Source organism: Candidatus Manganitrophus morganii (assembly GCA_021651055.1).
Taxonomy (GTDB): Bacteria; Nitrospirota; Nitrospiria; order SBBL01; family Manganitrophaceae; genus Manganitrophus; species Manganitrophus morganii.
This window is the reverse complement of the sequence record JAJHOH010000001.1, coordinates 2,007,239-2,027,938: the sequence shown is the minus strand read 5'-3', so window position 1 is coordinate 2,027,938 and position 20,700 is coordinate 2,007,239. Positions and strand designations below refer to the sequence as shown.

17 protein-coding genes are annotated in these 20,700 nt (G+C 62.1%); 15 read left to right on the top strand and 2 right to left on the bottom strand.

The annotated features are described in order from the left end of the window. Window positions 1–42: 42 nt before the first annotated feature. Window positions 43–1,029: a peptidoglycan-binding protein gene (locus MCM46_09220; protein MCG3111985.1), complete on the bottom strand. Its 987-nt coding sequence runs from the start codon at window positions 1,027–1,029 to the stop codon at window positions 43–45. Between the two features lie 21 nt (window positions 1,030–1,050). Continuing rightward, window positions 1,051–3,291, bottom strand: coding sequence for a S8 family peptidase (locus tag MCM46_09215; GenBank protein MCG3111984.1), 2,241 nt, complete (start codon window positions 3,289–3,291; stop codon window positions 1,051–1,053). Between the two features lie 346 nt (window positions 3,292–3,637). On the opposite strand from MCM46_09215, the gene MCM46_09210 reads away from it, so the two are divergent. From MCM46_09210 to MCM46_09140, 15 genes are all read left to right on the top strand, one after another. Continuing rightward, the gene (locus MCM46_09210) at window positions 3,638–3,940 is read left to right on the top strand and encodes a hypothetical protein (GenBank protein MCG3111983.1); all 303 of its coding nucleotides are present in this window, start codon (window positions 3,638–3,640) and stop codon (window positions 3,938–3,940) included. A gap of 2 nt (window positions 3,941–3,942) precedes the next feature. Continuing rightward, entirely contained in the window at window positions 3,943–4,161 is a 219-nt protein-coding gene (locus MCM46_09205; GenBank protein MCG3111982.1) for a hypothetical protein, read from the top strand. Between the two features lie 67 nt (window positions 4,162–4,228). Then, window positions 4,229–6,106: a phage tail sheath subtilisin-like domain-containing protein gene (locus MCM46_09200; GenBank protein ID MCG3111981.1), complete on the top strand. Its 1,878-nt coding sequence runs from the start codon at window positions 4,229–4,231 to the stop codon at window positions 6,104–6,106. A 23-nt stretch (window positions 6,107–6,129) separates the two neighbouring features. After that, complete coding sequence (locus MCM46_09195; protein ID MCG3111980.1) at window positions 6,130–6,630, top strand: phage tail protein; 501 nt, start codon at window positions 6,130–6,132, stop codon at window positions 6,628–6,630. 9 nt (window positions 6,631–6,639) lie between these two features. Beyond that, window positions 6,640–7,551, top strand: coding sequence for a hypothetical protein (locus tag MCM46_09190; protein MCG3111979.1), 912 nt, complete (start codon window positions 6,640–6,642; stop codon window positions 7,549–7,551). Further along, window positions 7,548–8,450, top strand: a complete 903-nt coding sequence (locus tag MCM46_09185; GenBank protein ID MCG3111978.1) for a hypothetical protein — start codon at window positions 7,548–7,550, stop codon at window positions 8,448–8,450. The genes MCM46_09190 and MCM46_09185 overlap by 4 nt, the downstream gene beginning before the upstream one ends. Before the next feature lie 7 nt (window positions 8,451–8,457). Next, window positions 8,458–9,276, top strand: a complete 819-nt coding sequence (locus tag MCM46_09180; GenBank protein MCG3111977.1) for a DUF4255 domain-containing protein — start codon at window positions 8,458–8,460, stop codon at window positions 9,274–9,276. Beyond that, a complete protein-coding gene (locus MCM46_09175; protein ID MCG3111976.1) occupies window positions 9,273–11,495 on the top strand; it encodes an ATP-binding protein in 2,223 nt (740 codons plus the stop codon). Before MCM46_09180 ends, MCM46_09175 begins: the two co-directional genes overlap by 4 nt. Further along, entirely contained in the window at window positions 11,492–11,743 is a 252-nt protein-coding gene (locus MCM46_09170) for a hypothetical protein (protein MCG3111975.1), read from the top strand. Before MCM46_09175 ends, MCM46_09170 begins: the two co-directional genes overlap by 4 nt. 9 nt (window positions 11,744–11,752) lie before the next feature. Next, the gene (locus MCM46_09165; protein ID MCG3111974.1) at window positions 11,753–12,412 is read left to right on the top strand and encodes a hypothetical protein; all 660 of its coding nucleotides are present in this window, start codon (window positions 11,753–11,755) and stop codon (window positions 12,410–12,412) included. A gap of 52 nt (window positions 12,413–12,464) precedes the next feature. Next, window positions 12,465–12,749, top strand: a complete 285-nt coding sequence (locus tag MCM46_09160) for a hypothetical protein (GenBank protein MCG3111973.1) — start codon at window positions 12,465–12,467, stop codon at window positions 12,747–12,749. Further along, entirely contained in the window at window positions 12,749–13,954 is a 1,206-nt protein-coding gene (locus tag MCM46_09155; GenBank protein ID MCG3111972.1) for a hypothetical protein, read from the top strand. Before MCM46_09160 ends, MCM46_09155 begins: the two co-directional genes overlap by 1 nt. Before the next feature lie 84 nt (window positions 13,955–14,038). Then, window positions 14,039–15,847: a putative baseplate assembly protein gene (locus MCM46_09150; GenBank protein ID MCG3111971.1), complete on the top strand. Its 1,809-nt coding sequence runs from the start codon at window positions 14,039–14,041 to the stop codon at window positions 15,845–15,847. Continuing rightward, a complete protein-coding gene (locus MCM46_09145; protein MCG3111970.1) occupies window positions 15,844–17,760 on the top strand; it encodes a hypothetical protein in 1,917 nt (638 codons plus the stop codon). The genes MCM46_09150 and MCM46_09145 overlap by 4 nt, the downstream gene beginning before the upstream one ends. A gap of 78 nt (window positions 17,761–17,838) precedes the next feature. After that, window positions 17,839–20,682, top strand: a complete 2,844-nt coding sequence (locus MCM46_09140; protein ID MCG3111969.1) for an Ig domain-containing protein — start codon at window positions 17,839–17,841, stop codon at window positions 20,680–20,682. Window positions 20,683–20,700: the final 18 nt, after the last annotated feature.

The window sequence follows — 20,700 nt, the reverse complement described above, 5'->3', positions numbered from 1 at the left end:
TTGATATCAATGACATTGTACCATGAGGGTGCAGCCGGCCTTTTACCGAATCCCGTCCCGCTCCTTCATCGAGGCCTCCCGCAGGCCGATTCCGTATTGGCCCTCCAGATCGATCTCGGTGCCGTGGACGCGGCCGGCTCCGCGGGCGCAACAAAGTTTGCGGACGCGGACATCCTCCACCCATCGCGGGTTGGCCGCCTCGGCGCGGCGGTTGGCGATGATCGTCATCCGGGCCACCTCGGTTTCCTCTTCATCCAAGTTGGGATCGATCTTCTCGCAGTCGTGAAGAATCTGGGCGCGAACGATGTTGGAGATGCTCCCGTTCTGAACGACGATGTCGAACATCAGCGCCACCGCCCGCTCCGACCAGAGCTTGTAGGCGCGGCAGAGCTTTTGGGCCGATTGAAAAATGGTCTCGGCATGGGCTGCCTCGATCTCCTGAAATTCGGGCATCCGGCCCAAGCCTTTGAGGAGCCCGCGCCACGGTTCGAAGATCGTGTGCCGGATCGGATCTTGGACCGATCGCGCCCAGGCGATCTGCTCGGCCCGGTCGGCCTTGAGGAAGGTGACGAACAAAGGATAGTTGTTATGGAGGAGTTCGCGAAGGCGCTTGGCATGTTTCCGATTCATCTCCGCCAAGAGCGGCTGCAAGCTTCCCTGGCCGAGATTCCACTGAAGGACGCCGAAGCTGATCCCTTGCCCGTCGAAATCGCCCGACAGGCCGGCGAAGCAGTCGGGGACGGGGGCGTTGGTTTCGAACGAGCCGGTCAGCGCCAGGCAACGATACGCGAGAGACTTCTGAAGGATGGCGGGGGTCGGAATCTCCTCGGCGAAGAGAAGCGTCCAGGTCTCCTCCCCGACAACGCCGTCGATCTCAAGCCGCTTCGCTTTTTGGAATGATTTAACCGCGCTCTCGCTCCCGCCGCCGAAGTCGCCGTCGACGGGGCCGCGGTAATAACCGAGCTCTTTTAACCGCGCCTGAATTCGCTCGATCTCAGGACCTTTAGAACCACGACGATAGAAAGGCATTCTGACTTACTCCTGGTTTTCTTACGTTCCCGCCAGCATCCTCACTAAATTCGGCATGCCGGCGCCTTGGTGGTAGCGGTCTCGTTTCAGATCGGTGCAGTGCGACAGCAGAAACGCTTTCACCTGATCGGGCCGGCCGATGAACTCGCGGCGGGAGGAGAGAAAGGCGGCGATGATCCCGGAGACGTGCGGGCAGGCCATGCTCGTCCCGCTCATCGGCACATAGTGGGTCGCCGGTCTTTTTGCGGCGAACCGGGCGTTGCAGGAGACGATTCGCTCGCCCGGCGCCACCAGATCGGGCTTCGCCCGGCCGTCGGCGGTCGGGCCGCGCGAAGAGAAATAGGAGATCCCATAGAGGTGCGGCTGCTCCTTGTGGACCGATCCGACGGCGATCCCTTCGTCCAGGTTCGCCGGGTCGCCGATCGAGAGATCGAGGTTCAACTCCTGCTGCCCCTCGAAGGTCTCGATAATCAGCCTCCCCTCGTTCCCCGCCGCGATGCAGACGACCACCCCCATCCGCCAGAGCCGCCGCAGCTCCCGGCAAAGGGGGGAGAAGCCGGTGCCGTAGACGGTCGGATCGAACGGACCGCCGAGACTGAGGTTCACCCCGTGGATCACCAGGCTGGGCGAGGCCTCGTTAATGCTGGCGATGTGGTCGAGCGCCTTGATCACCCACGAGTCGCTCCCCCGGCCGTCGTCGTCGAGGACTTTGTAGATGTGAAGCTTCGCCTCCGGCGCCATCCCCCGATAGAGGGCGTTCTCGCCGGTCCCCGCCCCGGCGATGATCCCGGCGACATGGGTGCCGTGCCCGCTCTCGTCGGTGACCGCCCCCTCTTTCGGGGCGCCGATCCCGGTGCAGTCCCATTGGGCGGCGATGTTGTTGTAGGTCTTGAAATGCGGGTGGCTTGCAACAATGCCGGTATCCAACACCGCCCAGGTGATCCCGCGTCCGGTGGCGCCGTAGCCGAGCTGGGCGGTGTAGGCCTGGACGACATGGGTCGATTTGTCGAGCAGCGCCCGCTTCTCGCTGTTCTTCCAGATTTTGGCGATCTCCAATTGCGGATGGCGGACCGCCAGGGTGTCGATCTCGATCGAGGTCAATTCCGCCGCGACAAAACGGCGCAACGGATCAATCCGGGCATCGCGCTCGCCGCTTGTCAGCCGCGTCAGCTCCTCCATCAAATTCTTTCGTTTCTCTTCGAGCGTTTTTCCGATCATCTCTTCCTTCAGTTCGATGAGAACCGGGAACCGCTCGGTCGGGTCGGCCATCTCGGCCGCGAGGTCGCGCGCCACGATAAACGGCGAGAGCGGCTCTGCGAAGGAGGAGCCGAGAATTTTCCTGACCCGCGTCTGGACATTCTTCGTGGCGAGGTAGCCGGTCGCCGAGTGGGGATTAAAGCCGCTGAGCCGAAGGGAGTCGCGGTTGATCACGATGTCGTCGCCGATCTTCCCGGTCGGGGAGAATTCGTCGGAGAGGGATTTGTCGAAGGCGACCGGATCGAGCAGGTCTGCGAAGTTGTCCCAGCTTTTCACCGGCGCCGGAATGCGGAGCGGCTTGGGGAGATTGTCTTGGACCTCGTCGATTCCAAGCGGCGAGCCGAGGGTGATGTAGTAGGGGGCCTGGGCGCCGCCGCCGGCGGTGAGCTCCCGCATGATGTCGTAGGAGATGACCGTTCCGAGGCTGTGGGCGATCACAAAGTAGGGACCTCCCTCCGGGTTCAAGAGAGACCGAAACCGTTCCTGAATCGCCTTGCGTTGTTCCTGATCATAAAAGTAGGCGGCGACATCCTTGACGAACTGCTTGGTGATCCACTCGGTGGCCGAGCGCCGGATCCAGGGGGGGAGGATCTTCGCCTGAACGTCTTTTGCTTTGATCTGATCCTTTTTTGCTTGATCGAGCATCCGCTTGGCGAGCTTCTGGGCGAACGCCTCCGCGTCTTTACCATAGGGAGCGAGCTGCTTGCTTTCGTCGATGATCTCCTCGTCGGAGCGGGGATGGTAACTCTCCGAGAGGATCATCGCCTTGGCCTCCGTCATCGTGGAGGGGAGCGGCTGCGGATAGCGGATGTCGGCCCAATAGGCCATCCGGGTGCGCGATCCCATATCGACTCCGAAGAGGGCCATGTCCCACTGGCGCTTCAAGACCGCCGGGGCCGGTTTGTTCGCAATCCCATGAATGTAAATGATGCTGAGGTTCGGTTGATCTGCAGCGGCTTCTTTCGCCGTCACTCCGTTTTTCTTCGTCGATGGTCTCTTTGCCATGCAAGCCCCCTGTCTGCGTGTAATGAGAACGTCGCCGGAACAGGCCTCCCCCGCGGTCTCGTATTCACATCGAAATAGCAACTTTGGTGCCGATGGGATCGGATCTGAACACCGCCAAATGACCGATAGATTGACGCAACCTCGATGCACGAGGTGGGGTTTTTTTGTCCCAGTGGGCGGGACAGAGAGGCGCCACTTTTAATTCATTTTTAATCGAGAAGCGGCGGCGAGCCGTGAGCACTTTCCTTCTCCATCATCTGATTATTCCAGGTGAGGATCGATCTCGTTCGGTCTGTTGCGGGGAGCGGCCTGCCTTTTGCTAAATCTTCTCTCTTCGAGAGGGACGATGCTGGACCGCGACTTGACACGGAAAGAGGAAGAGACCGCTCGACGACTCCTCAGCTACCTCCTAAGACATCCGGAGGCGAGGGATACCCTTGAAGGAATGACGCGGTGGTGGCTGTTGGAGGAGGAGATTCATGAGCGACTGGTGGAAATCTCACAAGGGCTCTCATCGCTCGTCAAGCAGGGACTGATCCTGGAGGAGCATCGCGGGGCATCGCTCCCTCTCTATCGTTTGAATCCGGATAAGAAGGACGAGGTCAAGGCGCTCGTGGAGCGTCTTTTCCCCCTTCGAAGGGAGGTTTAGAAATGCCGATGAATATTACAAACCGATCCAAACAGTTGCTCGTTATCCCCCTCAACAGCGGCGCCACCCTCCATCTGGCCCCCGGAGAAGAGGCGGGGGGGATCGATCCGATCGAAACCAAAAACAATTCAACCCTTGAGAAAATGGCGCAGCGGGGATGGGTGTCGGTGGCCGAAACGGACGAAGTCCCCAGGGCGAAGCGGGGAAGGGGTCGAGGATAGATCACTTGGCGCAATTCATTTGAATCGGGGATTCCCGCGGGCCGGGATTTCTCACAGGGAGGGCTAAATGGAAAGACTGCATCCGGGTGTCTACATTGAGGAGGTCCCGAGCGGGGTTCGTCCGATCGAGGGGGTCAGCACCTCCACGGCGGCGTTTATCGGAAAGACCGAGAAGGGGCCGCTCGACAGGGCCCTCATGGTGACGAGCTTCATCGAGTTTCAGGCGACCTACGGTACATTTCAGAACGACAGCTACCTCGCCCACGCGGCGCTCCAATTCTTCAACAACGGAGGAAAGCGGCTCTACATTGTCCGGGTCGCGAACGGGGCGGTGGCTGCCGATGTGGCGATCGCCGATCGAAAGGGGACCCCCGCAAAGACCCTCACGATCTTTGCCAACAGCCCCGGCGCCTGGGGGAACGCGCTCGACATCGATGTCGCCAACGGGGCGCAGGATTCGGGGAACGAATTCAAGATCACCGTCAAGCTCAATGGAACCCCTCTTGAAATCCACGACAACCTCAGCATGAATCCCGACGCGACGAACTTCGTCGAAAATGTCGTGACGGCCAACTCCAAGCTGATTAAAGCGGTGGTCGATCCGGCCAACGACACGACCAACCGGGGAACCAGCGTCAGCGGCGCCTCCCCGGCGACCACCCTCCCCGCCGGCAACCGGAAGATGGTGGTGAACATCAACGGCGACGGGCCGCAGACGATCACCCTGGCCAATCCGCTCACCACCGGGGGGGAGATCGCCACCGCCATCGAGACTGCGGTTCAGGCGCTGGTCCCGCTCCGGGGATCGACGCCGACCGCCGCTTTCACCGCCTTCACTGCCGGGTTTGCAACAGGGGTCTACACCCTCACCTCTGGCGCCGGCGGAAAGCGCTCTTCGGTCCAGGTGACCAATGCCCCGTCGGAGAACGGGGCGACCCTTCTCAAGCTGGGGAGAAACAACGGCGGAGTCGAACAGGCCGGCGCCGCCATCCTCCGCCCGGCCGTCGGAACCAACTACCATGTCGGCGATGCCGCCGTGGCCGGCAACGTGATCAGCGCCACCCTCGGGAGCGACGGGGTCACGCCGCAGGAGATCGACTATCAGAACGGCTTCGCCCTCCTCGACGTCCGGCGGGATGTGAACATCGTCGCCGTGCCGGGGATCGGCTCGAAGACGATGGTCGACTTCGGCGGCAACTACTGCCGCAACCGCCAGGACTGCTTCTTCGTGGGGGACATGGGGCCGGCCGACGATACCAAAGAGGAAGCGCAGGCCTTCGTGACCGGTCTCACCGTGAAGAGCTCGTATGCCGCGGTTTATTTTCCCTGGCTCAAAGCGATCGACCCGACCGGGGTTTCGCCGGAGCCGATTCTCCTCCCCCCTTCCGGCTATGTCTCCGGGATGTACGCGCGGATCGACGCCAAGCGGGGGGTCTGGAAAGCCCCGGCGGGGACGGAGGCGAACATCGGCGGCGCCGTCGGACTGACGAAAGAGATCACCGACGCCGAGCAGGACACGTTGAACCCGATCGGGGTGAATGTCATTCGGGTCTTTCCCGCGTCCGGCATCGTCATCTGGGGGGCGCGGACCGTCGCGACACAGGCCGATCCGGAGTATCGCTACGTTCCGGTCCGGCGGACCGCCATCTTCATCGAGCAGAGCATCTACAACGGCATCCAGTGGGCGGTCTTCGAGCCGAACGACGAAGACCTCTGGGCAAGCCTGCGCCTGAACATCGGCGCCTTTATGATGACCCTCTTCCGGGCCGGCGCGTTCCAGGGGGCGACCCCGTCGCAGGCCTTCTTCGTGAAGGCCGACAGCCAGACGACGACACAGGCCGACATCGACGCCGGGGTGGTCAACGTGATGGTCGGCTTTGCGCCGCTGAAGCCGGCGGAGTTCGTGGTGATTAAGATCAGTCAGAAGGCCGGGGAGTCGGCGTAATCATCTGAAGGAGGAATACATTCATGGCCAAGTTCACGGTCAATACGCATCGGTTCGATCCGTATCGCAATTTTAAGTTCAAAGTCAAAGTGGATAATCAATATGTCGCCGGCTTGAGCAAGTGCAGCTCGCTCAAGCGGACGACCGAAGTCACCCCTTGGCGGGAGGGGGGCGATCCCTCCACCACCCGCCAGCTTCCCGGGAAGACGAAATACGAGGCAATCACGTTGGAGGCCGGCGTCACCCATGACACCACCTTTGAGGATTGGGCCAATCTGGTCCACAACTTCCAGGGAGATGCGGCGGGGTCGCTGAAGAACTTCCGGAAGGACATCGCGATCGACGTCTTCAACGAGGCGGGCCAAAAGGTTTTCTCTTACAACGTTTTCCGTTGTTGGGTCTCGGATTACCAGGCCCTTCCCGACCTGGATGCCGGCGCCAACGCGGTCGCCATCCAAACGATCAAGCTCGAGAACGAAGGATGGGAGCGGGATAAGTCGGTGACCGAGCCGACCGAGAAGTAATCGAATCAGATGTCAGACCCGATTGAACGTCCTGAAGAAGGGCTCTTCCTTCTCCCCGGAGGATATCTCGATCGTGATGGAACGCTGCATCGGGAGGTGAAGCTTCGCCCCCTGACCGGTCGAGAGGAGGAGTGGATCGCCGATCCGGCGCGGGAGTGGACCGAAGCCGCGCTGGTGACGGCGCTGCTGCGCCGCTGCGTCGAGCGGATCGGCCCGGAGCGGCCGACCGAAGAGACGATCCGCTCGCTCACTGTCGGCGATCGCGACTATCTGATGTTGCGCCTTCGGCAGATCACCTTCGGGAAGGGGGTGGAACTCACATTGATCTGTCCCCGATCCGAATGCGCCAAGAAGATGGACATCGATCTGGCGCTCGACCAGATCCCGATCGAGCCGAAGCCGGTCGCACCCCGCTATGCGATCTTCCTCTCGGAAGAAGGTGGCCCGCCGCGGGAAGTTGTCTTCCGGATTCCGAATGGCGCGGACCAGGAAGCGGCGCGCGGGTGGTCCAATCTCAACGAGCGGGAACGGGTCAACCATCTCCTTGCCCGCTCCCTTCTGAAAATCGGCGAGGTCGATGCGGTCACCCTCGACACCGTGTCGCGGCTGTCGGACGAAACAGTGGAAGAGATCACGGCGGCGATGGAACGCGCCTCCCCTCTGGTGGATGCCGAAATGGAAGCGCGCTGCCCGGAGTGTGGTCATCTCTTCACACACCGATTCGAGATTGTTTCGTTCTTCCTGAGCGAGCTTCTTCGGGGGAGGACGCAGCTGGAGCGGGAGGTTCACCTGTTGGGATTCTACTATCACTGGCCGTTGCGGGAGATCCTGGGAATGACCCGGCGGAAACGGCATCGGTATCTTCGGCTTCTCACCGACGAGCTCGATCGGAGAGGCCGTCCCGCCGTGGAGGTCGGATGAACCCCTTCTTGAACCGGGTTTTGGCGCCGGGGTTGCGCCGGGTCGGATCGGGGCTTGCGTACCCTCGAAAGGGGGCGCCTCCGATCGTCGCGCCTGAGAACATGGAATCGACTATCGAAGAGAGCGTCGAAGGGGAGCGTTTTGAAGTCGCGGCGATCGAGGAGAGAGCGTTTCTCCCGCCGTCCCCCTCGTCCCCCCTATTCGATAACCCGGACGAGATGCACGCAGGTGAACGGGCCGCTGCGCCGGAGCCCTTGTCTCCACCGCGGGACCTGGAAAAGGGGCCGTTCTTAGAAGAGATGGCTCCGATTCGACCCGCTTCATTCGCTCTTCCTCCGATCACGGAGGAGCGGCCGAAGCCGATCATGGAGAGTCTCTCTTTTGAGCCGGTCGAATTTAACCGGGCCGTTCATCCGTCGCAACGGCGGTTTCAGCCGACCGGAGAAAAGCGGAGCGCCGGCGAGGGATCGGCTCAACCGGAACAAGGTCGCGGTCTCGATCGGCCGACAAGAGAGATCGTCTGGGAGGTTGTTCCGGCAGACCGGAAGCGTTCCGCTCCCAAGGAAAAGGTTCAGCAAGCGTTCCCCTCAGGAAATCAACCATCCAAAGCGCGACCCTCTGACCCGGTGCACCCCTCTCCGGCGGAACGTACCGAGAAGGACGAAAGAACCGTCGATCTCTCTCCGAAGGCGCCGTTTATTCCACCGCGGGAAGCCATCCTTCCGCGACCCGCGGCAAGAGCGAAAGAGGAGAAGGGGGACTTGATCATCGAGCAGCTGGAAGTTCGGGTGGTGGCCGAGCCGGAGCGGAAACCGGAGCCTCCGAGAGCACGGCCGGAGGCGCCGAAGCGCTCGGGCGCCTGGGAGACGGCGGCCCGGTATTATCTCGGAAAGGTGTGAGACGGCGATGAGCACCACCATCGGAAAAGTGACCGAGTCGTTGAAGAATCTTCTCGTCGGCGAGATGGTTCCGGCGACGAATGTGTCGCTGATCTCTCCCGGCGACACGAGCGGGCAGAACAAGCGGATCAATCTTTTTCTCTACCGGGTCATCGAGAACCCCCACCTGAACAACCGGGACTGGCTGCCGAAGCGGGGAACGACCAACCAGCTCGTCGCTCCGCCGCTGGCGCTGAACCTATTTTATCTCATGACCCCGTTTGCCCCCCTCGATCCGCAGACCGGCCTGGCCGACGCCCACGGACTGTTGGGGGAGGCGATGCGGGTCCTCTACGAAAATGCCATCATCCCTCAGACCTACCTCGAAACCGGCCTGCAGGAGGGGGAGGTGAAGGTGACCCTCCTTCCGCTCGATCTTGAGCAGCTCAGCAAGATCTGGACGGCGCTGAACAAAGATTTCCGTCTCTCGGTCGCTTACGAAGTCTCTTATGTCGAGATTCCGGCGGAGCAAGAGCGTCCGCTGCCGAAGCGGGTCACGCAAGTCGAGCTCGATGTCCGCGCGCCGTATCGGCCGCCGGTGCTTCAGGGGATGTCCCCTCTTTCCGGTCCGGTCGGGACGACCCTCCAGTTCGCCGGGACTTTCCTGCGGGGATGGAAAGCGACGGTCCGAGTCGGCGGTCGGATCGCGGTGGAAGATCAGATGCTCTTCGAGGATCAGCTGTTTGTGGCGCCGGTCCCGGCGGGACTGACGCCGGGGGTCTATGAGGTCGAAGTGAACGTAGCGAACCTCTCCCGGCTACGGGGGGTGTTTGAGGTGGTTCCATGAGAGCGACCAAGGCCGCGCCGTTCCGCGACAGCCGGGAGTACCTCGCCGCCGAGCTCGACTGGCTCGATCGGGCGTTATCGCTCCTGCTTCATCTCTTCCATCGACGCGAGGCAAAAACGGAAGGGCAGGGGCTTTTCCTTTCGCAGAAGGAGGCCGAGCGGCTTCTCTCTCAAAACCCTCCGGCGGACGAACCCGACGCCGAAGCGCTCCGCGCCGCGCTCGATCGGTCGCGAAGAGAGATCGTCTCCGGAAGAAAGGCGAGTCTGGAAGAAGGGGTCTATCTTTCCCTTCCCCACCTCGCGCATCTTTTCCATCTCTCGCTGGTCGAGGAGACCGCCCTTCTTGTCTCCCTTGCGCCGGAGCTCGATCCGAAATATGCCAAGCTCTACGCCTATCTTCAGGACGATCTGACACGGAAGTTCCCCAGCGTCGAGCTGATTCTGACGATCGCCCGGCTGCAAGGAGCGGTCGGCCCGCAGGGGCGTTTTCTCTTCTCCGCGCAGGCGCCGCTGCTTCGCTGGCACCTTCTCCACCCGGCCGGGGAGGCGGGGCTCCCGATTCCTCGGTTGAATCAAGGGCTCGTTCTTGACGAACGGATCGTCGCCTTTCTCCTGGAGATCGCGCAGTTCGATGCAAAGGTCCTCCCTTATGTTCAGCCGCTTCGCCGGAAAGAGCGGGCCCTTCCGTCGCCCGCCGCGGAGGTGGTCTCCCAGCTGCAAGGCCTGATCACGTCACAGTTCCAGCAACAGAATGCCCCCCGGCGAAAAGTCCTCGCCTACTTCTACGGGCCCGGCGCCCCCGATGGGCGGGGGATCGCCGAGCAGCTCTGCGAAACATTGAAGATCCATTTGATTGAGGTCGATCTGGCCGCGCTGCATCAGGCCGGGCTGGCCGGCGCCCTCCCCTTCGTGGAGGGGCTTCGCCGGATTGTCCGCGAGGCGTTGCTGCAGCCGGCGGCGCTTTATCTCTCCGGCTTCGAGAAGTGGCGGGAGGAGGGAAAAGGGGATATCTCCGTGATGGAATCTCTTTTGCGGGAAGCTTCCTGGCTCACCTTCATCGAGGGGACGGAGCCGCGGGTGCCGGGGGCGATCTCCGAAGAGAGCCTTTTTCTCCCCTTCGCCCTCTCCCTCCCCGACGCTCACCGCCGGATCGAGGGGTGGAGAGGATTGATCGACCGGGCGCCGGCGACGATCGGGAAAGAGGAGATCGAATCGCTCTCGCTCCGGTATCGGCTGACCCTGCGGGAGATGGAGGAGGCGATGTGCCTTGCCCGGGATCGGGCGACCCTCCGCTCCCCCGCGCAGCCGGAGGTGAAGTGCGACGATCTTCTTTGGGCCTGCCGCGAGCGATCGCAGATTCACTTCGGCGGCCTGGCGCGGTCGATGACCCCCCGCGCTTCCTGGGAAGATCTCGTCTTGCCCGACGCGCTTCTCCAACAGCTCCGGGAGATCGTCTCCCAGGTCCGGCACCGGCCGCAGGTTTTGCACGACTGGGGTTTTGAGAAGAAGCTCCTCCTCGGAAAGGGGATCTACATCCTCTTCATGGGGCCGAGCGGGACCGGAAAGACCCTGGCGGCCGAGGTCTTGGCGCAGATGTTGGGACGGGATCTTTTGAAGGTCGATCTCTCGGCGGTCGTCAGCAAATATATCGGCGAAACCGAGAAGAATCTCCAGCGGATCTTCTCGGGGGCCGAGCGGTCGGACGCGATCCTCTTGTTCGACGAGGCCGACGCCCTTTTCGGAAAGCGCTCCGAGGTAAAAGATGCCCACGACCGCTACGCCAATATCGAGGTCAACTATCTTTTGCAGCGATTGGAGGAGTACGAGGGAATCGTCATCCTGGCGACCAACTTCGCGCAAAACATCGACGACGCCTTCTCCCGGCGGATCCAGATGAGCATCGAGTTCCCCTTTCCGAACGAAGCGTCGCGCCTGGAGATCTGGAAGAAACATCTTCCGAAGGAGGCGCCGCTGGCGGAGGGGGTCGATCTTGAATATCTGGCGGGTCAATTCAAGATCGCCGGCGGGAATATCCGGAACATTGTTTTAAATGCGGCGTTCCTGGCGGCGGAGGCGGGGGGGCCGATTCAGATGGCGCATCTCCTTCAAGCGATCCGAAGAGAATATGAAAAGATGGGGAAACTCTTCTCCGAGTCGGAATTCACCCTTCCCCCGGCCCTTGCAACCGGGCGGGTTGCCCCCAAGAGGAGCGCCAGATGATCCGGATCAAACGAATCAAGATCACTTACGATCGCGTTCCGCTCGACCCGCGGCAGGCGGCGATGCTTTCCAAACAGCTCCTTTCCCAGGTTCAGAAGCAGCTTCAAGGGGCCCCTGCCGGGAGAATCGAGCGGCTCTCCCCGCCGGCGGTCCGAATTTCATCGGAGAGCACCGGCAAACCGGAAATCGTCCGGCGCGCCGCGGGGGCGATCCGCGAAGAGGTCGCCCACCGGCTCAAAAGAAAATAGGAGAGAACGATGGCAAGCGGATTTTCCAATCAACCGAAGGTCTTGAAGGGGGCCTTTGTCGATTCCAATCTGCTCGCCTTCCCGCCGCTGATCGTCCCTTTCCAGTTCAACCCGGAGACGATCACCCGGCGCAAGGGGATCAGTGTGACGACCCCTCCTTCCCGACGGGGGAGAGAAGAGGAAGCCTCCGAAAGCGAGAGCCTCGGGGAGGCGCAGACGGTCCATACCAATCCGGAGAGCTTGTCGTTGGACATCCGACTCGATGCGACCGACGCCTTGGAAAACGGCGATCCGATCGCCGGGGAATTCGGCGTGCTCCCGGCCCTTTCGGCCCTGGAGATGATGGTGATCCCCCGGTCGGAGTCGGTCTTTGCGGGATTGTTGGGGCTCTCGGCCGATTTCGGTTTTGGAGACCGCCAAAGCCCGCCGGTCGTCATCTTCATCTGGGGCCGGCAGCGGATCAATGCCGTCCGGATCACCGATCTGAATATCCAGGAGACCGAGTACAATCCGAACCTCAACCCCGTTCGGGTGACGGTGGGGGTCAGCCTCCAGGTGATCGGCGGGCGGAACCCATTCAACGTCTTCACGCAGGCGCAGCGGGAGCTGCTGGCGGCGCTGAATTTGGCGAATGCGCCCGATTTAGCGAAGTCGATCATTAATATCTGATAGGTTGTAGGGGCGTATTGCATACGCCCCTACCGGGATAGAGGGATGATTTATGATCTACAAAGGCTCGCGCTACACCCGAACCGAAGTCATCGCCCCCGAAAACGCCGAGGGGAAAACGCCGCGAGTGCTGGAGATCCGGGAGATTCCGAAAACCCCGGGCGTCTTCGAGCACATCGTCAGCGAGGGAGAACGATTGGATCATCTGGCGCATCGGTTCTATACCGATCCGAAGAAATATTGGCTGATCTTGGACGCAAATACGGATGAGTTAAATCCGTTTCATCTCCTCAAGCCGGGCCGGCGGATCCGTGTCCCGCAGAATCGGATCGTGTAATGGAAATCAAAGAAGTCGTCACCCTCTCGATCAACGGGGAAAAGCAGGACGATCTCATCCCCGATCTGATCCGGATCGAGGTGGAAGAGGATGTCGACGCCGCCAGTGTCTTCCGGGTCGAGATCGCCCTCAACGTCGAGCGCGACGGAAGCTGGCGATACATCGACGAGAAGGAGCTCTTTCGGGTCTGGAACCGGGTTTCGATCGAGGCCGGCTATCCGGAGAGCGGCGTCGAGACGCTGATCGACGGCTACATTACCCACATGAACGTGAACCTCTCCGGCGATCCGCAGGAGTCGACGCTGGAGATCTCCGGGATGGACGCGAGCGCCTTGATGGACCTGGAGGAGAAGCAGCTCGCCTGGTCGAACAAAAAAGACAGCGAAATCGCCCAGCAGATTTTCGGCGACTATGGATTGAGCTATGAGGTGGAGGACACGGTGGCCCGGCTGGAGGAGACGGTCTCAACCACCCTTCAAACCGAAAGTGACATCCGGTTTCTCCGGCGGCTGGCGGCGCGGAACGGGTTCGAGTGCTTCGTCCAGGGGAGCAAGGGGTACTTCAGAAGCCCGACGCTGGAGCGGCCGCCGCAGAAACTTCTGGCGATCCAGTTCGGCGAGGAGACGAACCTTGTGAATCTCCGCTTTCGCGTCGACGGCACCGCCCCGACCCATCTTGAAATCCGCCGAATCGATCCGTTCGAGAAGGAGGAGGCGCGGGAAGAGATGACGGAGAGCCCCCGGCGCAAGCTCGGCGAGACCGGCTTGGCGGATCTCCAGTCGGGGGCGCGCGACGGGCGCCTCCTGCTGAAAAACCAGATCGCCGCGTCGTCTCAGGAGATGCGGGGGCGGTTGCGCGAAGGGTACCGGGGAGGTGATCGGTTTGTTCATGTCGAGGGGGAGATCGACGCGCGGATCTACGGCGCGGTGTTGCGGTCGAAGCGGCTGGTGACGATCAAAGGGGCCGGCGAGCAGTTCAGCGGACTTTATTATGTGACCCGTGTCCGTCATGCGTTCACTCTCGACGGCTACACACAAAACTTCGAAGGGGGACGGAACGGCGCGGGATTGACCGGCGACGAGGTTTTCGCCGCAGCGGCCCTCCCGATCGCGATCGCGCTCCCCGGCCTCGGCGGCGCCTCGGTCGAATCGGGCAACCGCGTTCTTCCGGCGCAACAAGAAGGATCGACGATCCCAGGAATTTGATTTTTGTAGGGGCGACCCACCGGGTCGCCCTGTCCAAGGCGGGGCGAATACGAGATTCGCCCCTACAGTATTGATGGAGACAACATGTCCGGACCCCAGCCCCCCAAAATCACCACCCTTCGCCGCCGTCCCGTCATCGATTACGTGACGAAGGATTATGAAGGATTCCGGCAGGGGATGCTCAATCAAATTCCCCTGCTGCTGCCGAATTGGACCGACCGGAGCGAGAGCGACTTCGGCGTCGCCCTGATCGAGCTTTATGCCTACGTCGCCGACATTCTCAGCTATTATCAAGACCGGATCGCGAACGAAGCGTATCTTCCGTCGGCGACCCAGCGGCGCTCGGTGGTGGAGCTGCTCCGTCTGATCGACTATCGGATCGACCCGGGGCTGGCGGCGTCGGTCTGGATCCATTTCGACTGCTCGGCGGACGTGACCGTCGGCGGGACGGCGCTCCCCTATCGGCTCAAGACCGCCGGGGTGCCGGGGGAGCCCGACCGGAACTTCGAGGTCACGCAGGAATTTTCCTTGAAGCAGCTGAACAGCGGGATCGATCTGGCGATCTCGGCGGTCGGCCTGACGGCGCTGGCGGCGGAGACCCAATCGATCGATCTTCGGCGGACCGATCATGCGCTTGCCGAGGGGATGGCGCTCTACTTCGAAGAAAAACGCCAGCAGCCCGACGGCGCATTTAAAATCCGGCGCTCGCCGATGCTCGAAATGATCAAAATCGAGCCGGCGGGGGTCGATGTCGATCGGATCACCTGGCTTCCCCCCCTTCCGGAGCCGTTCGATCCGGCGAAGACGACGCTGAAGGGGAACAACATCGTCGCCACGCATGGCGAGTCGGTTTTCGACGAGCCGCTCTTTATCGGCGACGGCGCCCCCGGACAACGGATGACCCTCTCGCGCAAACCGGTGACCCATTTGGTGAAAATGGGGCCGTTCACCCGGCGGCGGTCGCGGCCCGAGCTGGAGGTCCGCGTCGACGGCGTCCTCTGGGACGAGGTCGAGACCTTCTTTCAGAGCACGCCGTCCGATCTGCACTATGTCACCTTCATCGATGAGAACGACACCCTCACGATCACCTTCGGGACCGGCCAGCGGGGGAGCGTCGTTCCCGCCGGGGCGGAGGTGAAGGGGGTCTACCGGATCGGGCTGGGAAGCGAGGGGAATGTCGGCTCCGACACCTTGACGGTCGCCCTCTCCGCCGTTCCCCAGATCACCAAGATCACCAACCCTTTCAACGCCGAGGGGGGGGCCGACCGGGAAACGACCGAAGAGGCGAAGATCTCCGGACCGGGATCGATCATCGCGCAGGAGCGCGCCGTCACGCTCCACGATTATGAGCTGCTGGCGAACGCGTTTCCCGGCGTCGGAAAAGCGAAGGCGCGGGTGGGGCTTCGCGGCGGCTACAAGGTGGTCCAGGTCTACATCGCGCCGGAGAATCCGACCGTGATCCCGCCGCCGTTCGCAAGCGGCGCATTGAAGGAAGCGCTCAAGGGGCATCTTGAAGCGCGCCAGCCGGTGAATCGAATGGCGGGGGTCGATGTCCTCGATCCGATTTATGTTCCGGTCGATATCTCGGTCGATGTCTACCTCAAGGCCGATGCAGGGCAGGAGGCGGTGCGAAAAGCGGTCTTGGCGATTCTCCACGATCTGCTGAGTTTCGCCCGGCTGGCGTTCGGCCAGCCGATTCGGGTCGGAGAGGTCTTTGCGGCGCTCCATCCGGTCGAAGGGGTCGCCTATGTTCTCTTGAAGCGGCTGGCGCGAAGCGGCCTGCCGCCGGTCACCCACCATGAGGGGTGTGACTTCGCCGATGTCCCGATCGGAGAGAACGAATTGGCGTACGAAGGGCTTCTCACCGTGAACCTCTTTGGAGGCATTCGATGAGCGATCCCGTTCTCTCCCCCAGCGTCGATTTCCCGAAGCTTCTCTATCAACTCCTTCCGGGGATCTACCGCGACAAAGACGCCAAGGGAGAGCTGCGGCGTTTCCTGGAGATCGCCTCCCTCCCGCTCGACGCGCTGGAGGTGAGCGTGGCGCAGCTTTATGAAGATCTCTTCATCGACAACAGCCGTGAGCCCTTCATCGGTTTGATCGGGGCGCTGATCGGCGTGGAGATCGATCCGACCCTTCCGGAGCGGGCGCAGCGGACCGAGGTGGAGGAGGCCTTCGCCTTCTACCGGTCGAAGGGGCTGCACGATCCGATCGCCCTCTTTGCGGAGCGGGTGACGGCGTGGCGGACCGCCGTCATTGATTTTTCCCAAAAGGTCGCTCAAGTCCCGTTTGTTCCCGATCTCAACCCCGTGATCCCTTATCGGGACCAGCCGGTCGGGGGAGCGCCGCCGGGGAGCGGGAACTTTTTCTTCCGGGCCGATCAGCAACGCCAGCCTCTCTTCGACCGGATCACCGGCCGGCCGATCACGCGGAACGCGCTCTTCGGGCAGGAGGCGGAATATGCCGGGATCGAGGGGCGCTTTGCGATTCGGGATCGGGGCGCCGATCTCTTCCTTCCCGATCCGGCGCCCCTTTTCACCGCGGTGGCGGCCGATCTGATCGACTTTGCCAATCCCAAAATGCCGAGCGGCATCGCCCTCACGATCCTGCCGAATCAGATTGCGATCGATCCGGAGCTGGGGCGATTCAAGATCGTCTCGCCGATTCCCTTGGCGGGAAATCTGAGGGTCGATTTTCAAGTGCTGGTTCCCGCCTCGGTCGCGGTCCAGACGTTCGATCTTCGCGATCCGAAACAGATCGCGCGGCTGAACCGGAGCGACGATTCGGCCCCCCACACCCTCGACATCCGCCGCCCGCGGCGGCCCACGGATCGGTTCGGCCGACACCACTTCGACAACTTGGGTTTCTTTTTTACCTTCGGACGGCGCATGCAGAATCAACGGCCGAATATCTTGCCCCCCGATTCGGAGAGCGGGAATTTCACCTTCGACGGACGCCTCCTGGGGATCGGGGACACCGCCGGGGCCGCGCTGCAATTGCAAGACGGGATCGACGGCGCCCCCCTCACCCGGCGGAAGCTGGAAGCGGCGGCGGCAGAATATTGCGGGACGACCCGCGGGTTTACGATCCGGGTGGACGGCATCGACCTTTGCAGCGCCGATTTCCAGCCGGCGGTCACGCTGCGCGCCGCCGACCTCTCCGACTTCGCCAACCCAATGACGCCGGCGGGTGCCGTCATGACACTCGGGTCGACCGATGTAGCAGTAGACCCGCAGTTGGGGCGGTTCAAGCTCGATTTGGCCGGCCTCGGAATCGCCGCCGAGGAGATCCGTGTCGATTATCTTCTGGCGCCGGTGCAAAATCATCGCGGCCGGGCGCCGGCGGCCCTCTCGGAGACGGTGCATGCGCTCTTCGGATTCGATCCGCAAGGGGAAATGATCATTCTGCGAGACGGGGAGGATGGAATGCCGATCTCAGTCAAACGACGGCTTGGGGCGGCCCTGGTCGATTTTCACGGCATGGCGCGCGGTTGGAGGGTCTACCGGAACGGGATCGATGTGAGCGGGAGCCTTTCGGCCGAGGAGAAGGATCTCGGCGATCCGGCCACCCCGGTGACGCCGGGCCGCCTGGCGGTGGATGTCGACCGGGGGCGGTTCAAATTCCCGGCGGGATTTTTCTCGCCGACCGATCTGATCACCGTCGACTACAGCGATGAAGAGACGGAAGCAGAAGCGCAGCTGCTGACGAGCTTCCTGCAGCGCTCGCCCCGGTTGCTGCCGGCGGGGGTGGTCCCGGTCCCGATCGACACACGGGTCCCGAAGGTCGATCCGGCGGTGTTGACGTAAATCGATGTTGATTTGTAATCCGTATGGAGGGGCGGCGCATGCGTCGCCCCTACCGAACCACGATGTATTGGAGAACGCATGACCCAATCGATTTCGCGCGACAGCTTCAACGAGCTTAAAAATTACCTGGGGGTCTACCTCCAGCAGGGGCGGGTGATCCTCGACGCCGACTGGAACGAGAACCAGGATATCTTCGTCTCGTTCCTTCGGCGGATGAGCCGCGAGGCGATCGGCGACGGGAGTCCCAACCGGGGGTTTGCCGTCGATCCGATCTTCCCCCTCCCGATCGAAACGCTGGTTGAGAAAGCGACCCCGCCGGGGGGCGGCAGTCCTGATCTAGAGCAGTGCGCCGGCGAGGTCTGCAGCGCGATCATGGTTGAAGCGATCCGGCTCATCTTCAGCATGATCTTCGGCCCGCTTCTTTTCTTCCTCAACTTTCCCGGCAAGAAGTTCGATGATATGGAGTCGCTCGAAGGTTTTATCCTCTCCTCCCCGCAAGGGACCCTGCGGATCGGAAAAGACGGCCCTTACGAGGGAAAAGGTTTCTTGAGGCTTTCCGGCCATGCCGGGGCGGTCACGATCACCAAGACCTTCACCAATCTGAAAGACCTCTCGGCGGATGAAGTCCTCACCTTCCGTTACCGGTTGAACCAGCAGTCGGCCGGGACGATCAAGTTTTTCCTCGAAGATGACGACGGCAACCGGACCGTCTGGTTGACCCAGAACAGCGGGGCGGCCAAAGAGGTCTGGGTGGCCGGGTTCGCGGCCCCCCTCGATGTCAGCTTCCACATCACCACCGATGATCTTCCCGACGCCGGTCGGAATCAAAGCTACAGCGGGGGGACGATCTTCAGCTTCGGCGGGGCGATCCCGATCACCTGGTCGGTTTTATCGGGGAGCCTGCCGGCGGGTTTGACCTTGGCGCCGTCGGGCAGCGGCGACAACTCAAAGAGCGCGAAGATCAGCGGCACCCCGACCACCGCCGGCAGCGCCACTTTTACCGTCCAGGCGGTCGACAATAACGGGGTGGTCGCGACGAAGCTCTTCACATTGCAAGTGCTCGATCCCGCGCCGGCCCAGCCCCCCATTCCGCCGATCAATCCGGCTGACCTGATCGCCGCGCTCGTCAAATTCGAGCTTCCGACAGGCACCCCGGCCGATCTGACGCAGATCCGGAAATACGGCTTCGAGGTCTACCAAGACGGGACAAACCCATTGGTGTGGGACTTCGACGATCTTCGAATCGCCGGCGAAAATCTCCTGGAGACGATCGGGGTCAACAACTTCATTATCCGGGGCTCGGAGTTTTCCGAGTTCCTCGGGATCTTCTCCCTCTTCGGGATGTTCGGCGCGCTGAGCGAGGAAGAAGAGGGGGGCGGCGGAGGAGGTGGCGGCGGAGAGGACGAAGGGCTGGCCAATCTTCTGGAGCTGATGAACACCCAGTTCGAGTTTACCCATCCCAGCATTGAAAACGCCGGACGGATGTATGTCGCCGGGTTTCCCTGCGTTCTGGTCAGGGACACCCTCTACTCCGAGCAGGCCGATCCGAACGATCCGTCGCTGACGCCTCCCCCCGCCGGGGAGGTTCGGAAGGACATGGTCTACCTCGACGTCTGGCAGGAGCCGGTGACCTATGTGGAAGATCCCGAGATCCGCGAGATCGCCCTGGGCGGCCCCGACACGACGACCCGCCTTCGCGTGAAATACCGGGTCCGGGTGAATCAGGGAGGGGGGCTTCCGGAGGGGCAGGGGATCGGGAAGGGGACCCTTGCGACGGAAGGCGTTTACACCGGCGAGGCGAACCGCCTTTATCGGATCGAGATCGATACGGCCGGCAACATCGGCACGGCGACCTTCCGCTGGTCGGAGGAGAACGCCGCGACGATCCAGCGGGTGATCGCGCCGATCCCGGCGGGATCAAAGGAGGTCGTCGTCGAGGATGCGTCGGCGTTTCATCCGGGCGAGCTGATCCTGATCTCGAAAGAGTTCGGAAGCGAGATGCACCAGATCCAATCGGTCTTCGGAAATGTGATCACGCTGAACGATCCGGTCGGCGGACAGCTCTCGCTCCTGCCGGCGGCGTCGAAGGTGCTCAACTTCACCGGCTTCTCGATGGAAGACCGGCCGAAGATCGCGCGGTGGAACGCCTTTAAAGTTCCGATCCCCGCCGACCCGGCCGATTCGACGGTTTCCGCGGCGATCCCGTTGAACGACGGGGTGGCGATCCGGTTCGGCGGCAACCAGATGCGCCGGGGCGATGACTGGATCTTCAAGACCCGCTTCCTCGCCGGGGATGAGCCGTCGGGGATCAACCCGGAGACCCGGATCGAGCCGTTGAGCTTCGTGCTGCCTCACGGCGTCCGGCACTACTATGCGCCGCTCGCGATCCTGACCCGCGACGGCGATGCGCCCGAGCCGGACAAGATCCTCGATTTCCAAGACAAACGGCAGCGGGCGGGGAATGCCTCCACCGTCGATAAGCCGATCGCGGATCTTTCCGCCTTTACCGGTGAGAATACCGATCACTTCCTGGGGGGAATCGTCCTTCCTCCGGCCTCGAAGGGGAGCAAGTTTTTGGTCTTCTGGTCGGGGGAGCTCTTTCTTACGGGGGCGGTGCCGCTCAACTCGCACCTGGAGATCCGGGCCGCTTTTTACAACGACGAGATGACCGATCCGACGACCGAACCGGACAAGGGGAAGATCCAGGACAAGACGATGAAGATCCCGCTCCGGCGGAAGCAGACCGGCGTGGAGATCCCGATCCAGATGCTCTTCGTCAACAGCGACGCCGGTTTCCTCTTTGTCCCGAACAGCTTTATCCCGACGTCGGTCCAGCTTTTCGCCCGGGTGGACCAGAACGGCTTCAGCGTGGAGCTGGTGAACATGCGGTTGACGGTGTTAGAGTTGAAGAAGAGCTTTTAACTCGGGCTGCCTCCCTAA